Source organism: Streptomyces sp. NRRL S-1022, assembly GCF_000720135.1.
Classification (GTDB): domain Bacteria; phylum Actinomycetota; class Actinomycetes; order Streptomycetales; family Streptomycetaceae; genus Streptomyces.
The window spans coordinates 231,744-251,621 of the sequence record NZ_JOIU01000002.1; the positions used below are offsets into that span (position 1 = coordinate 231,744).

Consider the following 19,878-nt stretch of genomic DNA (forward strand, 5'->3'; position numbering starts at 1 on the left):
GGTCCCTATTCTCCCGCCCCGCCGTGCAGGCTCTGCACCGGGTTGGCGGTCAGCTCCGCCACTCCTGCCGGGTCGCCGGCCAGCTGGTCCACCGCGGCGTGGGCGCTCGCGACGCACGCGGGGATGCCGACGCCGTCGTACTGCGCGCCGCACACCGCGAGGCCCGGGAGCTTGGCCACCTGTTCGCGGATGCGGGCCACGCGCGCGTGGTGCCCGACGGGGTACTGGGGCAGGCCGTCGGTCCAGCGGGTGACCCGGGTCTCCAGCGGCACGGCGTCCAGGCCGGTGGCCTCGCGCAGGTCGTGCCGGGAGACCTCCACCAGGCCGGCGTCGTCCCGGCCGAGCACCTCGGTCTCGCCGTGGCGGCCCACGGAGGTGCGCAGCACGACCACGTCCGGGTCCTCCTCGGCGATCCAGCCCCACTTGCGGGACGCGAAGGTGGAGGCCTTGATGGTGCGGCCGTCGACGGGCGGCACGAGGAAGCCGCTGCCCTCGGGCAGGCGCGCGTCGGCGCGCCGGTAGGCGAGGGTGACCAGGGCCATCGAGGCGTACTCGACGGCGGCCAGCTCGGCCGCGGCCCCCGGGGACTCGGCGCGCAGCAGCGCGGCGGCGGCCGGGGCGGGCACGGCGACGATCACGGCGTCGGCGCGCAGCACGCGTTCCCCGGCGGTGATCCGCCAGCCGCCGGCCGCCTCCCGGCGCAGTTCCCGCGCGGGTGTCCCGGTCAGGATCTCGCCGCCCCGCGCGCGCACGGACGCGGCGACCGCGAGCGGCAGCCGGCCGACCCCGCCGGCGATGCCCATGAAGACGGGCCCGGTCTGCTGCTGGGCGGCGGCCCTGGCCTGGATCTCCCGGACGCCCTCGGTGAGGGAGGTGTGGGCCCGCGCGGCCTGGAAGAGCTGCGGGACGGCCGAGCGCATCGAGATGCGGTAGGCGTCGCCCGCGTAGACCCCGCCGAGCAGGGGCTCCACCAGCCGGTCGACGACCTCGCGGCCGAGCCGGGCCGCCACGTACCCGCCCACGGCCACGTCGTCGCCGATCTCGGTGCGGGGCAGGTCGGCGTCGCGCTCGATGCGGGCCAGGCCCTCGCCGGAGAGGACACCGGAGAGCGCGGCGGCGGTGCCCGGCACGCCCATCACATGGCCCTTCGGCATGGGCCGCAGGGCGCCCCGGGTCCAGATCGAGGCGGTCGCGGTGGCCGGCGGCTGGAGCGCCTCGCCCAGTCCCGCCTCGCGCGCGAGCGTCACCGCCTCGGGGCGGCGGGCGAGCATGGACTCGGCACCCAGGTCGACCCGGACGCCGGCGATCTCGCCGGGCAGCAGCTTGCCGCCGACCCGGTCGCCGGCCTCCAGCACGGTCACGCGCGCGCCGCGCCCCAGCAGCCGGTGCGCGGCGGCCAGCCCGGCGATGCCGGCCCCGATCACGACGACGTGCCCCAAGCCCCTGTCCGTTGCGCTCATGTCCCCCACTCTCTCAGACCCCGCCGCCGCCGGGCCCCGGAGTCCGGCACGCGTGCGGACCGTGACCGCAGCGCAGCGGGAGCCGTCGAACGTTCCCGGCCGGCCCGGCGTCGAAGGACCGTCACAGGACACGGCTTTCGGGGGTATCGCCCATGCACACACCACACACCGCACCTCGCGTCCGGACCCTGGCCGGGGTCCTGCTCGCCGCCTCCCTCGCGCTCGCCGGGTGCGGCGGCGCGGCCGACGCGGGCGGCGGCTCCGCCAAGGCCGCCTCCGGCGGCAGGCCCGAACAGGCCGGCGCCCTCGGCACCCCCGGCGCCACGGCGGACCACGGGAACGGGAGGACCCCGCGCGCCACGCCGGTGCTGGCGCCGGGCTCGGTCATCCGCACCGCGTTCCTGACGCTGGAGGTCCGGGACGTGGCCAAGGCCCTGGCGGCCGCCCGCAGGACCGCCGAGGAGGCGGGCGGCTTCGTCGGCGACGAGACGACGAACCGGGACGCCGGCGGTCACGAGCACACCCGGGTGGTGCTGCGCGTGCCCGCCGAGCGGTACGACGAGGTCCTCACCGGTCTGCAGGGCACGGGCCGGCTGGTCGGCCGCACGGCCAAGGCGGTCGACGTCAGCGACCGGATGGTGGACGTGGACAGCCGGATCAAGTCGCAGCGGGCCAGCGTGGACCGGGTCCGCGCGCTGATGGACAGGGCGACCAGGCTGAGCGATGTCGTCGCCCTGGAGGGGGAACTGAGCAGCCGTCAGGCCGACCTGGAGTCGCTGCTGGCCCGGCGGGCCTCCCTGAAGGACCGCGTCGATCTGGCCACCGTCACCCTGTCGCTGTCGAAGACCCCGGCGAGGCAGGCGTCCGGTGACGGCACGCCGGGCTTCACGGACGCGCTGGCGGGCGGCTGGCACGCGTTCGCCGGCATGCTCCGCTGGATCGCGCTCGCGCTCGGTGCCGCCCTGCCGTTCGCGGCCCTCGCCGCGCTCCTGGCGCTGCTGTGGCTGCGGGCCGTACGGCCCCGGCTGCCGCGCCGCGCGGAGCCCGTCCCCGCGATGAGCGCGCCCGGCCCGCTGCCGTCGGCGCGCCCGGCGCCGGATGCCGCCGAGGGGGCCGGGCGGGACTGAAGTCCCCGCGCCCCGTAGCGTGTTCCCATGAGCGTGAGCCAGGGGCGGGACGGCAGGGAACGGCTGGTCGTGATCGGCGGCGACGCCGCGGGCATGTCCGCGGCGTCGCAGGCACGGCGGCTCAGGGGCCCGGAGGAGCTGGAGATCGTGGCCTTCGAGCGCGGCCACTTCACCTCCTTCTCGGCGTGCGGCATCCCGTACTGGGTGGGCGGCGAGGTCCCCGAACGGGACCGGCTGATCGCCCGGACACCCGGGGAGCACCGCGCGCGCGGGATCGATCTGCGGCTGCGCACCGAGGTCACGGAGATCGACGTGGCCGGGCAGCGGGTACGCGCACGTGACGTCGATTCGGGCGCCGAGTCCTGGACGGCGTACGACAAGCTCGTCATCGCCACCGGCGCCCGCCCGGTCCGCCCGGATCTGCCCGGCGCGGACGCCCCCGGCGTGCACGGGGTGCAGACCCTCGACGACGGCCAGGCCCTGCTGGACACGCTGGCCGGCACGCGGGGCCGCAGGGCGGTCGTCGTGGGGGCGGGTTACATCGGCGTGGAGATGGCCGAGGCGCTGATCAACCGGGGTTTCGCGGTGACGGTCGTCAACCGCGGCCGGGAGCCGATGTCGACGCTCGACCCGGACATGGGCCGGATGGTGCACCGGGCCATGGAGGGCCTCGGCATCACCATGGTGAACGACGCGGAGGTCACCAAGCTCCTCACCGGCGAGGACGGCCGGGTCCGCGCGGTGGCCACCGAGGACGCCGAATACCCGGCGGACGTGGTGGTCCTGGGCATCGGCGTCCGCCCGGAGACCGCCCTCGCCCGGGCCGCCGGACTGCCGCTCGGCACCCACGGCGGCCTGCTCACCGACCTCGCGATGCGGGTGCGCGGGCACGAGAACATCTGGGCGGGCGGCGACTGCGTGGAGGTGCTCGACCTGGTCTCCGGGCAGGAGCAGTACGTCCCGCTCGGCACCCATGCCAACAAGCACGGCCAGGTCATCGGCACCAACGCGGGCGGCGGCTACGCCACCTTCCCCGGCGTGGTCGGCACCGCCGTCAGCAAGGTCTGCGACCTGGAGATCGCCCGCACCGGCCTGCGTGAGAAGGACGCCCGCCGGGTCGGCCTGCGCTTCGAGGCGGTCACGATCGAGTCGACCAGCCGGGCCGGCTACTACCCCGGTGCCGCCCCCATGACGGTCAAGATGCTCGCCGAGTCCCGCACCGGCCGGCTGCTGGGCGTGCAGATCGTCGGCAGGGAGGGTGCGGCGAAGCGGGTCGACATCGCGGCGGTGGCGCTCACCGCCCGGATGACGGTGGAACAGATGACGGCCCTGGACCTGGGCTACGCCCCGCCGTTCTCACCAGTGTGGGACCCGGTACTGGTGGCGGCGAGAAAGGCGGCGGCGAAGGTACGGGCCGCCTAGGCCGTCCCGCTGATCCGGGGCAGTGACGTCACCCCGGAGGAGACGGCGGCCGGCTGCTCGGCGGAGGGCTTCGCGTGGGAGGCGGACGGCCGGGCGGAGCGGAGCCGGTAGCTGACCGCCTCGTCCAGCGTCACCGGCCGCTGCATCTGCGAGGCGAGCCGTCCCGCCTCCTGGCCGAGCCGCGCCACGTCCTCCCAGGGGAGCCGTACCACCAGGGACAGCTCGGCCTCCCCGTCGGGCAGAGCGTGCATCGCCGAAACCTGCGGAGCGTTCGTCATCGCCTGATCCTCACGTCGGTTGAGAACACATACGCGAGCCCGCCCGCCCGCGTTCACCGGTTCACGGGCCCGATCCCGGGCAGTACTCCTGTGTGGTCATCCCCGTTCATGACGTGAACCCGGTGCGCCGCACCCCCTGGGTGACGTACGCCCTGATCGCCGTCAACGTGCTGGTGTTCCTCACCATGCCCGGCACGGCCGGTGCCGTGGCCGGCGGCGGGAAACTGGCCCGGCTGTGCGACCTCCAGGCCTTCATGGACCACTACGCGGCGGTCCCCCGGGAGCTGATCCACCACCGGATGCCCCGGCTCGTTCCGACCGGGGAGGTCGGCGTGGGCCCGCACGGCCCGGGCTGTGTCGTGGCACCGCCCGCCTACGACAAGTCCCCGGCGCTGTCGGTCTTCACGGCGATGTTCCTGCACGGCGGCTGGCTGCACCTGCTGGGCAACATGCTCTTCCTGCTGATCTTCGGCAACAACGTCGAGGACCGGATGGGCCACATCCGCTACTTCCTCTTCTACGTCGTCTGCGGCTACGCGGCCGGCTACGGCTTCGCGCTGCTCAACGCCGGCTCCGGCGACCCGCTGATCGGCGCGTCCGGTGCGATCGCCGGGGTCCTCGGCGCGTATCTGGTGCTGTACCCGAAGGCCCGGGTGTGGGTGCTGGTGCCGTTCCTGGTCTTCCTGCCGCTGCGGCTGCCCGCCTGGCTGGTGCTGGGCTTCTGGTTCGGGCTGCAGGCGGTGTACTCGTCGGGGCGCGGGATGTCCGGCGCCGGCACGGTCGCGTACGCGGCGCACGTGGTCGGCTTCGTGGCGGGCATGCTGCTCGCCTGGCCGCTCAAGCCCGGCACGCCGCCCCCGCCGGAGCCGCCCGGCCTGCTGTTCGGCAGGCGCGCGCGGCCCCACTACTCCTGGTGAACCGGCCGGGGCTCAGCGCGCGGTGGCGGTGTGGACGTACTCCACGAGCCGGGTCAGCGCGTCCGGGTCCGTGTTCGGCATGACGCCGTGACCGAGGTTGAAGACGTGGCCCTCCAGGCCGGCGGCGGCGTCGAGCACCTCGCGGGCCTGGCTGGCGACGGTGTCCTTGTCGGTGAACAGGACGGTCGGGTCCAGGTTGCCCTGGAGCGCCTTGCCGGGGCCGACGCGGCGGGCGGCCTCGTCCAGCGGGACGCGCCAGTCGACGCCGACGACGTCCGCGCCGGCCTCGCCCATGAGCCCCAGCAGCTCGCCGGTGCCGACGCCGAAGTGGATGCGCGGGACGCCGTAGCCGGCGACGGCGTCGAAGACCTTGGCGGAGGCCGGCATGACCGACCTGCGGTAGTCGGCGGGGGCCAGCGCGCCGGCCCAGGAGTCGAAGAGCTGGACGGCGCTCGCGCCGGCCTCGATCTGGACCTTCAGGAAGGCGGCCGTGATGTCGGCGAGCCGGTCGAGCAGGTCGGCCCAGAGTCCGGGGTCGCCGTACATCATCGCCTTGGCGTTCTCGTACGTGCGCGAGGGACCGCCCTCGACCAGGTAGCTCGCGAGGGTGAAAGGCGCGCCGGCGAATCCGATGAGCGGGGTGGCGCCCAGTTCGCGGGTGAGCAGGCCGATGGCCTCGGTGACGTAGGAGACGTCCTCGGGGGTGAGGTCGCGCAGCCGGGCCAGGTCGGCGCGGGTGCGGATCGGCTGCTCGACGACCGGGCCGACGCCGGGCTTGATGTCGAGGTCGAGGCCGATGGCCTTCAGCGGGACGACGATGTCGCTGAAGTAGATCGCCGCGTCCACGTCGTGCCGGCGCACCGGCTGCAGGGTGATCTCGGTGACCAGCTCGGGCCGCATGCAGGACTCAAGCATCGGGACGCCCTCGCGCACCTTGCGGTACTCGGGCAGGGAGCGGCCGGCCTGGCGCATGAACCACACGGGCGTGTGCGGCACGGGCTCGCGCCTGCACGCCCTGAGGAAGGCGCTGTCGTACGTCGCTGTCGGCTGCGGGGTGTCATTGGCGGTCACGAGGCAAGTTTCGCATGCCGCGGGATCGGTACCCGACGCCCCGGCGGTGCCGCCGCCGGCGGCGGCGCGTGGCGGCGCACGGCCCGCGCGGCGCCCGGGGCGCCCCATGTCGAAGGGGTGTCTTGCCCTGCGCGACGCCCCGCTTCCCCTTACTCTTCCCCGCATGGCTGCGGCTCACGGACGAAGGTCGGACAGCGCTGATGGAGCGGGCGAAGTGAAGGACACCGAGGAGGCGGACGGGCACCCCGGTGCCCCGGGTCCGCCGGCTTTCCGCAGCGCGGTCGAAGCCCTGCGCGGCAGCCGGCTGCGGCCCCAGGTGGAGGTGGAGCCGACGCCCGCCCCGCAGCGGCTCGCGCCGTACGCGTACGCGCTGGAGGCGGTGGTGGTCGACGGCGAGCAGGAGCTGGCCGACGGGCGGCTGGTGCTGCTGCACGACCCGGCCGGGCACGAGGCCTGGCGGGGCACGTTCCGGCTGGTGACGCTGGTGCGGGCGGAGCTGGAGCCGGAGATGGCGGCGGATCCGCTGCTGCCCGAGGTGTGCTGGTCGTGGCTGACCGGGGCGCTGGCGGCGCGCGGGCTGGGCTACGGCGAGCCGAGCGGCACGATCACCCGCGCGAGTTCGCACTACTTCGGCGGTCTCGCCGAGCGGCCGGCCGCCTCGCAGATCGAGATCCGGGCCTCGTGGACGCCCCGGGAGGGCCTGGGCGGGGTGCCGGACACGGCCGCGCACCTGGCCGCGTGGTGCGACCTGCTGGCGCAGGTCGCGGGGCTGCCGCCGGCCGGGCCGGGGGACGCGTCGGTGGTCAGCCTGCCGCAGCGCAGGGGTCCGCAGTCCCGGTGAGCCCGGTGAGCGGTCGCCGCGAAACACCCGATTGACCATCTCTTTGTCGATACGGCCACTTTCCGCACTCGAATCGCACCCGCTCGAACCGACTCGATCTTCGGATGATCGATCGCGTGTCCGAATTGCACAGATTGTTACTCACTAGATCGTGATCATTCTCTAAAGGCGGACGAGTTTGCTGCCGAAGACGACTGTGACCTTGAAAGCACGGTTCGTCCCGGCTTCCTCCCCACAAGCCGGCCCCGTCCCCCACCCAGGAGGCCTGGTGTCCGTTCTCCTCGAGCAACCCGCAAGCCTGGTCGCCTACCGCCCGAACAAGCCGACCGCCATGGTGGTCGTGGCCGACCCGCGCGTCCGCTCCACCGTCACCCGCCACCTGTGGGCGCTCGGGGTGCGCGACGTCATCGAGGCCTCGTCCATCGCGGAGGCTCGTCCCCGCATCGGCAACCCGCGCGACATCTGCGTCGCCGACGTCCACCTCCCCGACGGCTCCGGCCTCACCCTGCTGTCCGAGACCCGCGCCGCGGGCTGGCCCAACGGACTCGCCCTGTCCGCCGCCGACGACATCGGCGCGGTCCGCAACGCGCTGGCCGGCGGCGTCAAGGGCTACGTCGTCACCGGCACCCGCACCAACATCGGGCTCCCCGCCCGGCCCGGCGCCACCCCCCTCGGCGCCGCCGCCCGTATGCACCGCCGCCCCCCGGGTGCCCCGAGCCACCCGGGCGGCTACCGGGAGCTGTCCGGACGCGAGGTCGAGGTGCTGCGACTGGTCGCGGAGGGCCAGTCGAACAAGGCGATCGGCGTGTCCATGGGCCTGTCCGCCCTCACCGTGAAGAGCCACCTCGCCCGCATCGCCCGCAAGCTCGGCACGGGCGACCGGGCCGGCATGGTGGCCGTGGCCCTGCGTACGGGGATCATCCACTGAGCCCACCCGCCACCCCGCCCGCTACCCCTTCGGCGGAACCCGCCGTTCACCGGTGTGGACCCGGCCGTCCCCCTGACTGACCGGTTTACGCCCCTGATACGCCCGTCGACGGAACGTTCCGTCGACGGGCGCCGTCCCCGCACGGATACCCTTGACAGGTGACCGACGCCCAAGACACCGCAGCAGACAGCTCCCTGCGCACCACCGGAGGCACTCCTCCGGACGACGCCGGATCTTCTGTGACGGGGGCGCCGACTCCTTTGCTCGAACCGCGCGAGGGCATCCCGCCCGTGATCGCCGACGAGACGGCCCTCGCGCGGGTGACCGCCGCCTTCGCCGCCGGCTCCGGCCCGGTCGCGGTGGACGCCGAGCGCGCCTCCGGCTACCGCTACGGCCAGCGCGCCTACCTGGTGCAGCTGCGCCGCCAGGGCGCCGGCACCGCGCTGATCGACCCGGTCGCCTGCCCCGACCTGTCCGGACTCGGCGAGGCCCTGTCCGGTGTCGAGTGGGTGCTGCACGCGGCCACCCAGGACCTGCCCTGCCTGCGCGAGATAGGCATGATCCCGAGCCGCCTGTTCGACACCGAGCTGGCCGGCCGGCTCGCCGGGTTCCCCCGGGTCGGCCTCGGCGCCATGGTGGAGAGCGTCCTCGGCTTCGTCCTGGAGAAGGGACACTCCGCCGTCGACTGGTCGACCCGGCCGCTGCCCGAGCCCTGGCTGCGGTACGCGGCGCTCGACGTCGAACTGCTCGTCGACCTGCGGGACGCCCTGGAGAAGGAGCTGGACCGGCAGGGCAAGCTGGAGTGGGCGCTCCAGGAGTTCGACGCGATCGCCTCCGCTCCGCCGGCCGAGCCCCGCAAGGACCCCTGGCGCCGTACGTCCGGCATGCACAAGGTGCGGCGGCGCCGGCAGCTCGCCGTGGTGCGCGAGCTGTGGCAGACGCGGGACCGGATCGCGCAGCGCCGGGACGTGTCGCCGGGCAAGGTGCTGAGCGACGCGGCCATCGTGGAGGCCGCGCTGGCCCTGCCGGGCAGCGTCCACGCCCTCGCGGCGCTGGGCGGCTTCGGGCACCGGATGGGGCGGCGCCAGCTGGAGCAGTGGCAGGCCGCCGTGGACCGGGCCAAGGCCCTTCCCGACAGCGCGCTGCCGCAGCCGGGGCAGCCGGTGACGGGTCCGCCGCCGCCGCGGGCCTGGGCCGACAAGGATCCGGCCGCCGCGGCCCGGCTGTCCGCCGCCCGCGCGGGGGTGACCGCCCTCGCCGAGCGGCTGACCATGCCCCAGGAGAACGTGATCTCCCCGGACACCGTGCGGCGGGTCTGCTGGGAGCCGCCGAAGGTGATCGACGCCGAGTCCGTGCAGCACGCGCTCGCGGGATACGGCGCGCGGCCGTGGCAGGTGGAGCTGGTCACGCCGGTACTGGTGGACGCGCTGGCGGTGAAGGGCGCCTGACCGTCCCGGCGGGAGCCGCAGGGCCGCGGAAGCGGAACGGCGACGTCGAAATCACGCCAAGATCCTGCGGGCACGCCCCGGGGTCCACGGCGCCGCGCCGGTGAGCGCCGCACCGGGCCCTCGGGTCCTTCGGGGTGCCCGCGCGGTTCCCCGTGCCTCTCGCGGGGCGCCGCACCGGCCGGGGTGGCCGATGTGACCTTCGCCGCTCCCGCCGTCCGGGGTGTGCAGCTACGTTACTCATAAGTAGCATGGTTCTGAGCGCGCGCTCAGCGCAACGCAGCAGTGCCATCCCGCATCTGGAGGAGAGCCATCGTGCCTCGTACCGTCAGGGACGTCGTCTTCGTCGACGGCGTCCGCACCCCGTTCGGCAAGGCGGGCCCGAAGGGCATCTACCACGAGACCCGTGCCGATGACCTCGTCGTGAAGGCGATCCGGGAGCTGCTGCGCCGCAACCCCGGTCTGGACCCGAAGAAGATCGACGAGGTCGCCATCGCCGCGACCACGCAGATCGGCGACCAGGGCCTGACCCTCGGCCGTACCGCCGGCATCCTCGCGGGCCTGCCCCAGTCCGTCCCGGGCTACTCGATCGACCGCATGTGCGCCGGCGCCCTGACCGCCGTCACCGCCACCGCCGGTTCGATCGCCTTCGGTGCCTACGACGCCGTCATCGCCGGCGGTGTCGAGCACATGGGCCGTCACCCGATGGGTGAGGGCGTGGACCCGAACCCGCGGTTCGTCTCCGAGAAGCTGGTGGACGAGTCGGCCCTGTTCATGGGCATGACCGCGGAGAACCTGCACGACCGCTACCCGCAGATCACCAAGCTGCGCGCCGACGAGTACGCCGTGCGCTCGCAGGAGAAGGCCGCCAAGGCGTACGCCAACGGCAAGATCCAGCAGGACCTGGTGCCGATCTCGGTGCGCCGCACCAACGCCGACGCCGGTGAGACGGGCTGGGGCCTGGTCACCGCCGACGAGCCGATGCGCCCGGGCACCACCCTGGAGAGCCTGGCCGGTCTGAAGACGCCGTTCCGCGTGCACGGCCGGGTCACCGCGGGCAACGCGGCCGGTCTCAACGACGGCGCCACCGCCTCGATCATCGCCAGCGAGGACTTCGCCCGCGAGCACGACCTGCCGGTGAAGATGCGCCTGGTGTCATACGCCTTCGCGGGCGTCGAGCCGGAGGTCATGGGCTACGGCCCGATCCCGGCCACGGAGAAGGCGCTCGCCAAGGCGGGCCTGTCCATCTCCGACATCGGCCTGTTCGAGATCAACGAGGCCTTCGCCGTGCAGGTGCTGGCCTTCCTCGACCACTACGGCATCGCCGACGACGACGAGCGCGTCAACCAGTACGGCGGCGCCATCGCCTTCGGCCACCCGCTGGCCTCCTCCGGCGTCCGCCTGATGACGCAGCTGGCCCGCCAGTTCGAGGAGCAGCCGCACGTCCGCTACGGCCTGACCACCATGTGCGTCGGCTTCGGCATGGGCGCGACGGTCATCTGGGAGAACCCGCACTTCGAGGGGGACAAGTGAGCACCACCGCCGAGCTTCTCAAGCAGGCTTCCGAGCTGTTCCCCGACGAGGTCGTCACCAGTGCGCACGTACGCCACTTCGACCTCCCCGCCGGCGCCGGCCGCTTCGCGCTGATCACGCTGGACAACGGCCTGGACCACACCAAGCCGACCACCTTCGGCCCGGCCTCGCTGGCGAACCTGAACACCGCCGTGGACCAGGTCGAGAAGGAGGCCGCGGACGGCGAGATCGTCGGTGTCGGCATCACCGGCAAGCCGTTCATCTTCGCGGTCGGCGCCGACCTCAAGGGCGTCGAGCTGCTGAAGGAGCACGAGCACGCGCTCGCCATCGGCAAGGGCGGCCACGAGGTCTTCAAGCGCCTGGCCAAGCTGGCCGTCCCGACCTTCGCCTACTACAACGGCGCGGCGATGGGCGGCGGCGTCGAGGTCGGCCTGCACTGCACCTACCGGACCGTCTCCAAGGCGATCCCGGCGTTCTCGCTGCCCGAGGTCTTCCTCGGCCTGGTCCCCGGCTGGGGCGGCTGCACCCTGCTGCCGAACCTGATCGGCGCCGACAAGGCCGTCTCGGTCATCATCGAGAACTCGCTGAACCAGAACAAGCAGCTCAAGGGCAAGCAGGTCTTCGACCTCGGGATCGCGGACGCGCTCTTCGAGGGCGCCGACTTCCTGGAGCAGTCGCTGATCTGGACCGCCCAGGTGCTCAAGGGCGACGTCAAGGTCGAGCGCCCGGTGATCGACCGCGGCGAGGCCTGGGACCAGGCCGTCGCCAAGGGCCGCTTCATCGCGGACAGCAAGGTGCACGGCGCCGCTCCGGCCGCGTACCGCGCCCTGGACATCATCGCCGCCGCCAAGAACGAGGACCTCCAGCAGGGCTTCGACGCCGAGGACCAGGCCCTCGCCGACCTGATCATGGGCGGCGAACTGCGCGCCGGCATCTACGCGTTCAACCTGGTGCAGAAGCGCGGCAAGCGTCCCGCCGGCGCCCCGGACAAGAACCTGGCCCGCCCGGTCACCAAGGTCGGCGTCGTCGGCGCCGGTCTGATGGCCAGCCAGCTCGCGCTGCTGTTCCTGCGCCGCCTGGAGGTGCCGGTCGTGCTGACCGACATCGACCAGGAGCGCGTCGACAAGGGGGTGGGCTACGTCCACGCCGAGATCGACAAGCTGCTCGGCAAGGGCCGGATCGGCCAGGACAAGGCCAACCGCCTCAAGGCGCTGGTGACCGGTGTCCTGGACAAGGCCGAGGGCTTCGCGGACGCGGACTTCGTCATCGAGGCCGTGTTCGAGGAGATCGGTGTCAAGCAGCAGGTGTTCGCCGAGGTCGAGGCGGTCGCCCCGGCGCACGCGATCCTCGCCACCAACACCTCCTCGCTGTCGGTGACGGAGATGGCGTCGAAGCTGAAGAACCCCGAGCGGGTCGTCGGCTTCCACTTCTTCAACCCGGTCGCGATCCTGCCGCTGCTGGAGATCGTCCGCGGCGAGAAGACCGACGACGCCTCGCTGGCCACGGCCTTCGCCGTCGCCAAGAAGCTGAAGAAGACCGCGGTCCTCACCAAGGACGCCCCGGCGTTCGTCGTGAACCGGATCCTGACCCGCTTCATGGGCGAGATCCAGAACGTGATCGACGAGGGCACCCCGGTCGAGGTCGCCGAGAAGGCGATCGAGCCGCTCGGCCTGCCGATGTCGCCGCTGGTCCTGCTGGAGCTGGTCGGCCCGGCGATCGGCCTGCACGTCTCGGAGACCCTCAACCGGGCCTTCCCGGACCGCTTCAAGGTCTCCCCGAACCTGGCGGCCGTCGTCAAGGCCGGCAAGCGCGGCTTCTACGTCTACGACAGCGGCAAGCCGGAGCTGGACCCGGAGGTCGCCGCGCTGCTCAAGCAGGGCGACACCGTCCTGACCGAGGAGCAGGTCCGCGACCGTGTCCTCGACGCCGTCGCCCAGGAGATCGGGCTCATGCTCGACGAGGGCGTCGTCGCCGAGGCCCAGGACATCGACCTGTGCCTGATCACGGGCGCCGGCTGGCCCTTCCACCTGGGCGGCATCACGCCGTACCTGGACCGCGAGGGCGTGTCGGAGCGCGTGAACGGCAAGAAGTTCCTGGCGCCCGGCGTGGCCAGCGTGCCCGCGTAACACCGGGTGACAGCACCGAGGGCCCCCGCCGCGGCGGGGGCCCTCGCGCGTGTCAGACCTCCCGCCACGCCTCCAGCGCCAGCCCCGGCTCGTCCTTGCGCCGGGTCAGCAGGAGGCGGCCGGTCGACGGGGACGACGTTGCCGCCACCACACGGCCCGCGGCGTCCTCGGTGAGGGACACCAGCGCGTCCAGCGGCAGTTCGGGGCCCGACTCGGTCCACCAGGCGCCCGCGGACTCCAGTTCGGTCGGATACGCGGCGAAGGCGACCCGGCGGGCGGCCGAGCGCTGGACCAGCAGGGTGCAGTCGTGGCCGTCCAGGTCGCAGCGGACCGCCGACACCGGGCCCGGTCCGGCCGCGGGCAGCAGGGTGACCGGCTTGCCGCCCGGGCGCCAGGCGCACAGGTCGCCGGAGGTGTCGGTGTAGAAGACGGTCGTACGGTCCGGGGACGTGGCCAGGGCGCGCAGCGTGCCGGGGCGGACCGGCGCCTGGAGGGCCTCCTGCAGCACCGGCTGGGCGCCCGGTTCCTCCTGACGCCAGTACAGCAGGCCCTGCGGGACGGCCGCGTACAGCTCGACCCGGCCGGACTCCCCCGTCACCGCCGCGAGACCGTCCTGGACCTCCTTGCCCTTGAGGTCCCGCCAGGGGTCCCAGCCGCCCTTCTCCTTCTGGGCGAGCATGCTCACGCCGCCGCCCTTGTTGCGGACGAAGAGGTGGGCGCGGCCCTGGGCGTCCACCGCGACGGCGGGCGTGCCGGTCCGGTCGCCCTTCTTGTTGGGGTGGCCGACCGGGTTCCAGTCCAGGGCCGCCAGGTGCGGGCGGAAGTGCGTGGAGTGCACCAGCCCGGACTCGCCCTGGACGGTGGGCCGCCAGGAGACCAGGTGGGCATAGCCGTCGGCGCCCTGGCCGACGGCCAGGACGGGATGCAGTCGCTGCTCGCCGCCCACCGTGCGGGGAGCGGACCACGGGCCGCCGGGGCCGCGCTCCGCCCGGCACCGGACGGCGTCACCCGACAGCTGGTAGACACTCAGCCGGCCGTCGCGGCCGCGCAGGAGCCAGTCGCCGTTCACCGGTTCACTTTAAGCCGCCCGGCGCCGCTCCCGGGCTCCGGCCCCCGCACCGCCGGGCCGTGGGACCCTGGGGTGCATGACCGATCCCCGCGACCCCGTGGACGCCTCCGGCTCCCCCGCCCCGCTGCTCGTCGTCGTGGACGGCGCGAACGTCGTCGGTTCCCGGCCCGACGGCTGGTGGCGGGACCGCAGGGGGGCGGCCGAGCGGCTGCGGGACCGGCTGGCGAGCGCGGGACTGCCCGGGCACACCGGGCCGGTGGAGATCGTGCTCGTGGTCGAGGGCGCGGCCCGGGGGGTGGCGTCCGTGCCCGGCGTCCGGGTGGAGCCGGCGCCGGGCAGCGGGGACGACCGGATCGTGGAGCTGACCGCGCAGAGCGCCGGCCGGGCCCGCCTGGTGGTCACCGCCGACCGGGAGCTGCGGCGCCGGGTGACGGAGCTGGGGGCCGAGGTGGCGGGGCCGCGTACGGTCCTGGGCTGAGCCGAGCCCGCGGCCCGGCCGGCACCCGGGCGTACAGCACCGCCCCGTCGATCCGGTCCACCTTCGCGTAGTCCGCGGCCAGCAGGCGGCGCAGGGTGGGCAGGCGGCCGGGGGCGTAGGGCGCGCCCCGGGAGTCGTCGACGACGAGGGCGGGGGCGTGCGCGGCCATCTCCCGCCGGAAGACCGGCCAGGCACCGGCCACGGCGTACTCCTCGCCGACCCGGGGGCCGTCCCGGCCGCCGCTGTAGTTGGTGAGCAGGCCGGCGGTGAGGTAGCGGGTGGCGGGGGTACGGCCGGCCAGCCAGTACGTCTCCGGGTGTATGCCCCAGACCAGGACCCGGTCGGCGGGTGCCGTGCGGTGCGCGAGGGCCGCCGCGAGCCGTTCGGCGTGCGCGAGTTCGGGGCGCGGGGCGACCAGGCCCCAGCCGACGAACAGGGCGCAGGCGCCGGCCGAGGTCAGGACGGCGGCCAGGTGCCGTTCCCGGGGCAGGACGTGCAGCGCGGCGGTGGCCAGCAGGGCGAGCGGCGGGGTGAGTTGCAGGTAGTAGTGGCCGAAGAAATGGCAGCCGAGGATCACCGCGACGGCCGAGCAGGCCAGCCACAGCCACAGTTCGGCCGCTCCGGTGCGGGTGGTGCGCAGGGCCCGTACGACCGGGGGCAGCAGTCCCGCCGAGGCCGCCGCCAGGATCGCGGTGTTGGTCAGCGCGCGGGCCAGTACGTGGAGTTCGGAGCCGGTGGGGGTGGCGTAGGCGGTGGAGCCGGTCACCGTCCAGAACAGGAAGCCGGCCGGGTCCGTCAGCAGGGCCGCGCCGAGAACGGGGGCGGCGAGACCGGCGGCGAGCCGGGGCAGGCCCGCGCGGGTGCCGCCCCGGCGGTGCAGCAGCCAGGCCGCCGGCAGCAGGACGGCGCCGCCGGTCTGCTTGGTCAGGAACGCGGCGGCGACGGCGGCCCCGGCGGCGCCCCAGCGCCCGCGGTCGGCGCACCACAGGGCGGCGGCCGTCCAGGGCAGCATGAACACCTCGAAGGTGGCGGCCTGCGCGTCCTCGGGGTTGAGCCCGACCGAGACGAGCAGGTACAGCACCCCGGCGGTGCGGCCGGCGCGGTCGCCCCAGCGGCGGCGCGCCAGGGAGGCCAGCAGGGCGGCCGTGAGCAGCTGGGCGAGGACGGCGAGGATCCGCAGCGGGGTCAGCGAGCCGGAGCCGCACAGCGCGAACGCGGCCTGGTACAGCCAGGGCAGCAGCGGCGGTTTGCGGTCCACGACCGTGTCGTACAGCTGTCCGCCCCCGGCCAGCAGCCGGGCCTGTACGGCGAGGAAGCCCTCGTCCGGGTTCCACAGCGGCCGGACGAAGGACGGCACCCGGGTGGCGCAGGCCAGGGCCGCCAGGAGGGGCAGGAGCCGCGTCCAGTACGCCGTCCGGGTGACCGTGGGCCGTGCGGGGGCGAGCGGGGCGGCGAGCATGGTCCGCACGCTATCCGGCCCCGCCGTCTCCGCCGAAGCGGGACATACGGGGCCGGGGCCGGTCGGTGGCTAGCGCGGTGTTCCGTCCGGTGGGCGCGCGGCCTCGGCGGCGGCCGCCTGCTCCCGGCCGAGGCGGCTGTGGGAGCGGCCGTAGAGGAAGTAGACGACGAAGCCGATGAACATCCAGATGGCGAACCGGAGCCAGGTCTCGGCGGGCAGGTTGAGCATCAGCCACAGCGAGGCGCACACCGACAGGACGGGGACGACCGGGACCCACGGGGTGCGGAAGGCGCGGTGCAGGTCGGGGCGGGTCTTGCGCAGGATGATGACGCTCAGGGCGACGACGACGAACGCGAACAGCGTGCCGATGTTCACCAGCTCGGCCAGTTGGCTCAGGCTCGTGAAGCCGGCCACGATCGCGATGATGACGCCGAGCAGGATGGTCGGCCGGTGCGGGGTGCGGAAGCGCGGGTGGACGCGGGAGAAGAAGCGGGGCAGCAGTCCGTCCCGGCTCATCGCGAAGAACACCCGGGTCTGGCCCAGCAGCAGGATCATGCAGACGGTGGTGAGGCCGACGGCGGCGCCGAAGCTGATGACGCCCGCGTACCAGGGGTGGCCGATGGACTTGAACGCGTCGGCGAGCGGGGCGTCCACGGAGAGCCGGGTGTACTTCTGCATGCCGGTGACGACGACCGAGACGGCGACGTAGAGCACGGTGCAGATGAGCAGGGAGCCGAGGATGCCGCGCGGCATGTCCCGCTGCGGGTTGCGGGTCTCCTCGGCGGCTGTGGCGACGATGTCGAACCCGATGAACGCGAAGAACACCACCGAGGCGGCGGTGAAGATGCCCATCACACCGAAGTTGGACGGCGCCCAGCCGAACATCAGCTGGATCAGCGGGGCCTTGAGGTTGCCGCCCGCCTCCACCGCCTGGGGCTTGGGGACGAACGGCTTGTAGTTGGCGCCGTTGACGAAGAAGGCGCCCGCGATGATCACGATGAGGACGACGGTCACCTTGATGGCGACGACGACCGAGGTGATCCGCGCGGACAGCTTCATGCCGACGACGAGGATGGCGGTGAGCACCAGCACCAGGGCGGCGGCGAGGATGTCGAACCCGAAGCCGGAGGCGGCGTCCCGGCCGCCCAGGTAGGCCGGCAGGTGCCAGCCCCAGTTGTCCAGCAGGGAGCGGACGTAGCCGGACCAGCCGACCGCCACGACGGCGGTGCCGAGCGCGAATTCCAGGACCAGGTCCCAGCCGATGATCCAGGCGGGCAGTTCGCCCAGGGAGGCGTACGAGAAGGTGTAGGCGGAGCCCGCCACGGGGACCGTGGAGGCGAACTCGGCGTAGCACAGGGCGGCGAGCCCGCAGGCGACACCGGCCGCGACGAAGGCCAGGGCCACCGCCGGACCGGCGTTGTTCTTGGCGACCTGCCCGGTGAGGACGAAGATGCCGGTGCCGATGATGACGCCGACGCCGAAGACGGTCAGGTCGAGCGCGGAGAGGGACTTCCTGAGCGCGTGCTCGGGTTCCTCGGTGTCGAGGATCGACTGCTCGATCTTCTTCGTCCTGAAGAGCGTGCTGCTCACGGGCCTACCTCCCACACGCTTGTCGACCTCGACATGATCGAGAGGGCCGGGGACGCGTATGGCCCGGCACAGGCAGGTTCACGCAAAAGGGCCGATTCCGCCACCTGGAGAAGCGGCGGAACCGGCCCGTGCGAGGTGCGACGTGCGGGTCCGTTCCTAGTCGCGCGCGGGCTCCACGGAGTCCACGGCGCGGGCGGTGTCGCCGAAGCGGCCGTCGAGCTTGGCGACCAGCCCGGTGACCTGGCGGGCGATGTCCGGCGCGGTCAGCCCGATCTCGGCGAGCACCTCGGCGCGGGAGGCGTGGTCCAGGAAGCGCGGCGGGATGCCGAAGTCGCGCAGCGGCACGTCCACGCCCGCGTCCCGCAGGGCCTGGGCGATGGCGGAGCCGACTCCGCCGACGCGGCTGTTGTCCTCGACGGTGACGACGACCCGGTGCCGCTCGGCGAGCGGGGCCATGGCCTCGTCGACGGGCTTGACCCAGCGCGGGTCGACCACGGTGGTGGAGATGCCCTGCCGGTCGAGCAGCTCGGCGACCTCCAGGCACATCGGGGCGAGGGCGCCCACGGAGACCAGCAGCACGTCCGGCCGGTCGGTGCCCGGCTCGCGGAGGACGTCCATGCCCCCGACCCTGCCCACGGCGGGGACGGCGGGGCCGACGGCGCCCTTGGAGAAGCGCACCACGGTCGGCGCGTCCTCGACGGCGACGGCCTCGCGCAGCTGGGCCCGCACCTGGTCGGCGTCGCGCGGCGCGGCCAGCCGCAGCCCGGGCACCACCTGGAGGATCGACATGTCCCACATGCCGTTGTGCGAGGCGCCGTCGGTGCCGGTGACGCCGGCCCGGTCCAGCACGAACGTCACCCCGCACCGGTGCAGGGCCACGTCCATGAGGACCTGGTCGAAGGCGCGGTTCAGGAACGTGGCGTACACGGCGAAGACGGGGTGCACGCCGGCGTGGGCGAGGCCGGCCGCGGAGACGGCGCCGTGCTGCTCGGCGATCCCGACGTCGTACACCCGCTCGGGGAACCGCTTGGCGAAGCGGTCCAGGCCGACCGGCTGGAGCATGGCCGCGGTGATGGCGACGATGTCCTCGCGCTCCTCGCCGAGCCGGACCATCTCCTCGCCGAACACCGAGGTCCAGTCGGCGCCGGAGGAGGCGATCGGCAGCCCGGTGTCCGGGTGGATCTTGCCGACGGCGTGGAACCGGTCGGCCTCGTCCTGGAGGGCGGGCTGGTAGCCGCGGCCCTTCTCGGTCAGGCAGTGCACGATGACCGGCCCGCCGAACCGCTTGGCGCGGGCCAGCGCCGACTCCAGCGCCTCGATGTCGTGGCCGTCGATCGGGCCGACGTACTTCAGGCCCAGGTCCTCGAACATGCCCTGCGGGGCGATGAAGTCCTTCAGCCCCTTCTTGGCGCCGTGCAGGGTCTCGTACAGCGGCCTGCCGACGACCGGGGTGCGGTCGAGGATGTCCTTGGTCCGGGCCAGGAAGCGCTCGTAGCCGTCGGTGGTGCGCAGGGTGGCCAGGTGGTTGGCGAGGCCGCCGATGGTCGGGGCGTAGGAGCGCTCGTTGTCGTTGACGACGATGACCAGCGGCCGGTCCTTGGCCTCGGCGATGTTGTTCAGCGCCTCCCAGGCCATACCGCCGGTCAGCGCCCCGTCACCGATGACCGCGGCCACGTGGCTGTCCCGCCGGCGCAGCTGGTTGGCCTTGGCGATGCCGTCGGCCCAGCCGAGCACGGTCGAGGCGTGGCTGTTCTCGATGACGTCGTGCTCGGACTCGGCCTGCGAGGGGTAGCCGGACAGGCCGCCCTTCATCTTCAGCCGCGAGAAGTCCTGCCGGCCGGTGAGCAGCTTGTGCACGTAGGACTGGTGGCCGGTGTCCCACAGCACCTTGTCCTTCGGGGACTCGAAGACCCGGTGCAGGGCGATGGTCAGCTCCACCACCCCGAGGTTGGGGCCCAGGTGCCCGCCGGTCTTGGAGACCTCCTGGACGAGGAAGGTACGGATCTCCTCCGCCAGCTGGTCCAGCTCCTCCAGGCTGAGCCGGTCCAGATCGCGCGGTCCCCTGATGCGGGTCAGCAGCGGCACCCGTGCCTCCTTGCAGTAGAGCTGATCGAGCTGTTGCCGGGCTCGCCCG

The 19,878-nt window shown here is 73.6% G+C and carries 16 protein-coding genes; 9 read left to right on the top strand and 7 right to left on the bottom strand.

The features are described from left to right. Positions 1-5: 5 nt before the first annotated feature. The gene (gene hemG, locus IG05_RS0102855) at positions 6-1,460 is read right to left on the bottom strand and encodes a protoporphyrinogen oxidase (RefSeq protein ID WP_030338738.1); all 1,455 of its coding nucleotides are present in this window, start codon (positions 1,458-1,460) and stop codon (positions 6-8) included. 152 nt (positions 1,461-1,612) lie between these two features. Between hemG and IG05_RS0102860 the strand changes: the two genes are divergently transcribed. After that, on the top strand, positions 1,613-2,587 hold the full coding sequence (locus IG05_RS0102860) for a DUF4349 domain-containing protein (protein WP_030338739.1): 975 nt from the start codon (positions 1,613-1,615) through the stop codon (positions 2,585-2,587). A gap of 27 nt (positions 2,588-2,614) precedes the next feature. Continuing rightward, a complete protein-coding gene (locus IG05_RS0102865) occupies positions 2,615-4,009 on the top strand; it encodes an FAD-dependent oxidoreductase (protein ID WP_030338740.1) in 1,395 nt (464 codons plus the stop codon). On the opposite strand, the gene IG05_RS0102870 is transcribed toward IG05_RS0102865, so the two are convergent. Further along, the gene (locus IG05_RS0102870) at positions 4,006-4,287 is read right to left on the bottom strand and encodes a hypothetical protein (protein WP_030338741.1); all 282 of its coding nucleotides are present in this window, start codon (positions 4,285-4,287) and stop codon (positions 4,006-4,008) included. The two genes, IG05_RS0102865 and IG05_RS0102870, sit on opposite strands and share 4 nt — an antisense overlap. A gap of 92 nt (positions 4,288-4,379) precedes the next feature. On the opposite strand from IG05_RS0102870, the gene IG05_RS0102875 reads away from it, so the two are divergent. Then, entirely contained in the window at positions 4,380-5,204 is an 825-nt protein-coding gene (locus IG05_RS0102875) for a rhomboid family intramembrane serine protease (protein WP_030338742.1), read from the top strand. A 12-nt stretch (positions 5,205-5,216) separates the two neighbouring features. Here IG05_RS0102875 and hemE read toward each other — a convergent pair whose 3' ends face one another. Next, the gene (hemE, locus tag IG05_RS0102880; protein WP_030338743.1) at positions 5,217-6,275 is read right to left on the bottom strand and encodes a uroporphyrinogen decarboxylase; all 1,059 of its coding nucleotides are present in this window, start codon (positions 6,273-6,275) and stop codon (positions 5,217-5,219) included. Between the two features lie 163 nt (positions 6,276-6,438). Here hemE and IG05_RS0102885 point away from each other — a divergent pair, with 163 nt between their 5' ends. The 5 genes from IG05_RS0102885 (at position 6,439) to IG05_RS0102905 (ending at position 13,148) form a co-directional block, all read left to right on the top strand. Continuing rightward, a complete protein-coding gene (locus IG05_RS0102885; RefSeq protein ID WP_078893859.1) occupies positions 6,439-7,116 on the top strand; it encodes a DUF3000 domain-containing protein in 678 nt (225 codons plus the stop codon). Between the two features lie 268 nt (positions 7,117-7,384). Then, entirely contained in the window at positions 7,385-8,044 is a 660-nt protein-coding gene (locus IG05_RS0102890) for a helix-turn-helix transcriptional regulator (RefSeq protein WP_030338745.1), read from the top strand. A gap of 158 nt (positions 8,045-8,202) precedes the next feature. After that, positions 8,203-9,492, top strand: a complete 1,290-nt coding sequence (locus IG05_RS0102895; RefSeq protein WP_078893861.1) for a ribonuclease D — start codon at positions 8,203-8,205, stop codon at positions 9,490-9,492. Between the two features lie 312 nt (positions 9,493-9,804). Further along, positions 9,805-11,022, top strand: coding sequence for a thiolase family protein (locus IG05_RS0102900; protein WP_030338747.1), 1,218 nt, complete (start codon positions 9,805-9,807; stop codon positions 11,020-11,022). Then, positions 11,019-13,148: a 3-hydroxyacyl-CoA dehydrogenase NAD-binding domain-containing protein gene (locus IG05_RS0102905; RefSeq protein ID WP_030338748.1), complete on the top strand. Its 2,130-nt coding sequence runs from the start codon at positions 11,019-11,021 to the stop codon at positions 13,146-13,148. Before IG05_RS0102900 ends, IG05_RS0102905 begins: the two co-directional genes overlap by 4 nt. Before the next feature lie 52 nt (positions 13,149-13,200). Here the strand turns inward: IG05_RS0102905 and IG05_RS0102910 are convergent, their stop codons facing one another. Next, on the bottom strand, positions 13,201-14,217 hold the full coding sequence (locus IG05_RS0102910; protein ID WP_030338749.1) for a hypothetical protein: 1,017 nt from the start codon (positions 14,215-14,217) through the stop codon (positions 13,201-13,203). A gap of 76 nt (positions 14,218-14,293) precedes the next feature. On the opposite strand from IG05_RS0102910, the gene IG05_RS0102915 reads away from it, so the two are divergent. Next, a complete protein-coding gene (locus IG05_RS0102915) occupies positions 14,294-14,695 on the top strand; it encodes a hypothetical protein (protein ID WP_030338750.1) in 402 nt (133 codons plus the stop codon). Here the strand turns inward: IG05_RS0102915 and IG05_RS0102920 are convergent. The 3 genes from IG05_RS0102920 to dxs form a co-directional block, all read right to left on the bottom strand. After that, positions 14,616-16,154, bottom strand: coding sequence for a glycosyltransferase family 39 protein (locus tag IG05_RS0102920; protein WP_234335747.1), 1,539 nt, complete (start codon positions 16,152-16,154; stop codon positions 14,616-14,618). The genes IG05_RS0102915 and IG05_RS0102920 overlap by 80 nt on opposite strands. Before the next feature lie 69 nt (positions 16,155-16,223). Then, positions 16,224-17,744 carry an amino acid permease gene (locus tag IG05_RS0102925; protein WP_030338752.1) on the bottom strand — a complete coding sequence of 507 codons (1,521 nt, stop codon included), beginning with the start codon at positions 17,742-17,744 and terminating at the stop codon, positions 16,224-16,226. Between the two features lie 156 nt (positions 17,745-17,900). Then, positions 17,901-19,829 carry a 1-deoxy-D-xylulose-5-phosphate synthase gene (gene dxs / locus IG05_RS0102930; RefSeq protein ID WP_030338753.1) on the bottom strand — a complete coding sequence of 643 codons (1,929 nt, stop codon included), beginning with the start codon at positions 19,827-19,829 and terminating at the stop codon, positions 17,901-17,903. Positions 19,830-19,878: the final 49 nt, after the last annotated feature.

Bases quoted from the DNA above. Each gene is read 5' to 3' on its own strand.
- hemG (WP_030338738.1), bottom strand. From the start codon at position 1,460: ATGAGCGCAACGGACAGGGGCTTGGGGCACGTCGTCGTGATCGGGGCC.
- IG05_RS0102865 (WP_030338740.1), top strand. From the start codon at position 2,615: ATGAGCGTGAGCCAGGGGCGGGACGGCAGGGAACGGCTGGTCGTGATC.
- IG05_RS0102860 (WP_030338739.1), top strand. From the start codon at position 1,613: ATGCACACACCACACACCGCACCTCGCGTCCGGACCCTGGCCGGGGTC.
- IG05_RS0102885 (WP_078893859.1), top strand. From the start codon at position 6,439: ATGGCTGCGGCTCACGGACGAAGGTCGGACAGCGCTGATGGAGCGGGC.
- IG05_RS0102920 (WP_234335747.1), bottom strand. From the start codon at position 16,154: ATGCTCGCCGCCCCGCTCGCCCCCGCACGGCCCACGGTCACCCGGACG.
- IG05_RS0102870 (WP_030338741.1), bottom strand. From the start codon at position 4,287: ATGACGAACGCTCCGCAGGTTTCGGCGATGCACGCTCTGCCCGACGGG.
- IG05_RS0102915 (WP_030338750.1), top strand. From the start codon at position 14,294: ATGACCGATCCCCGCGACCCCGTGGACGCCTCCGGCTCCCCCGCCCCG.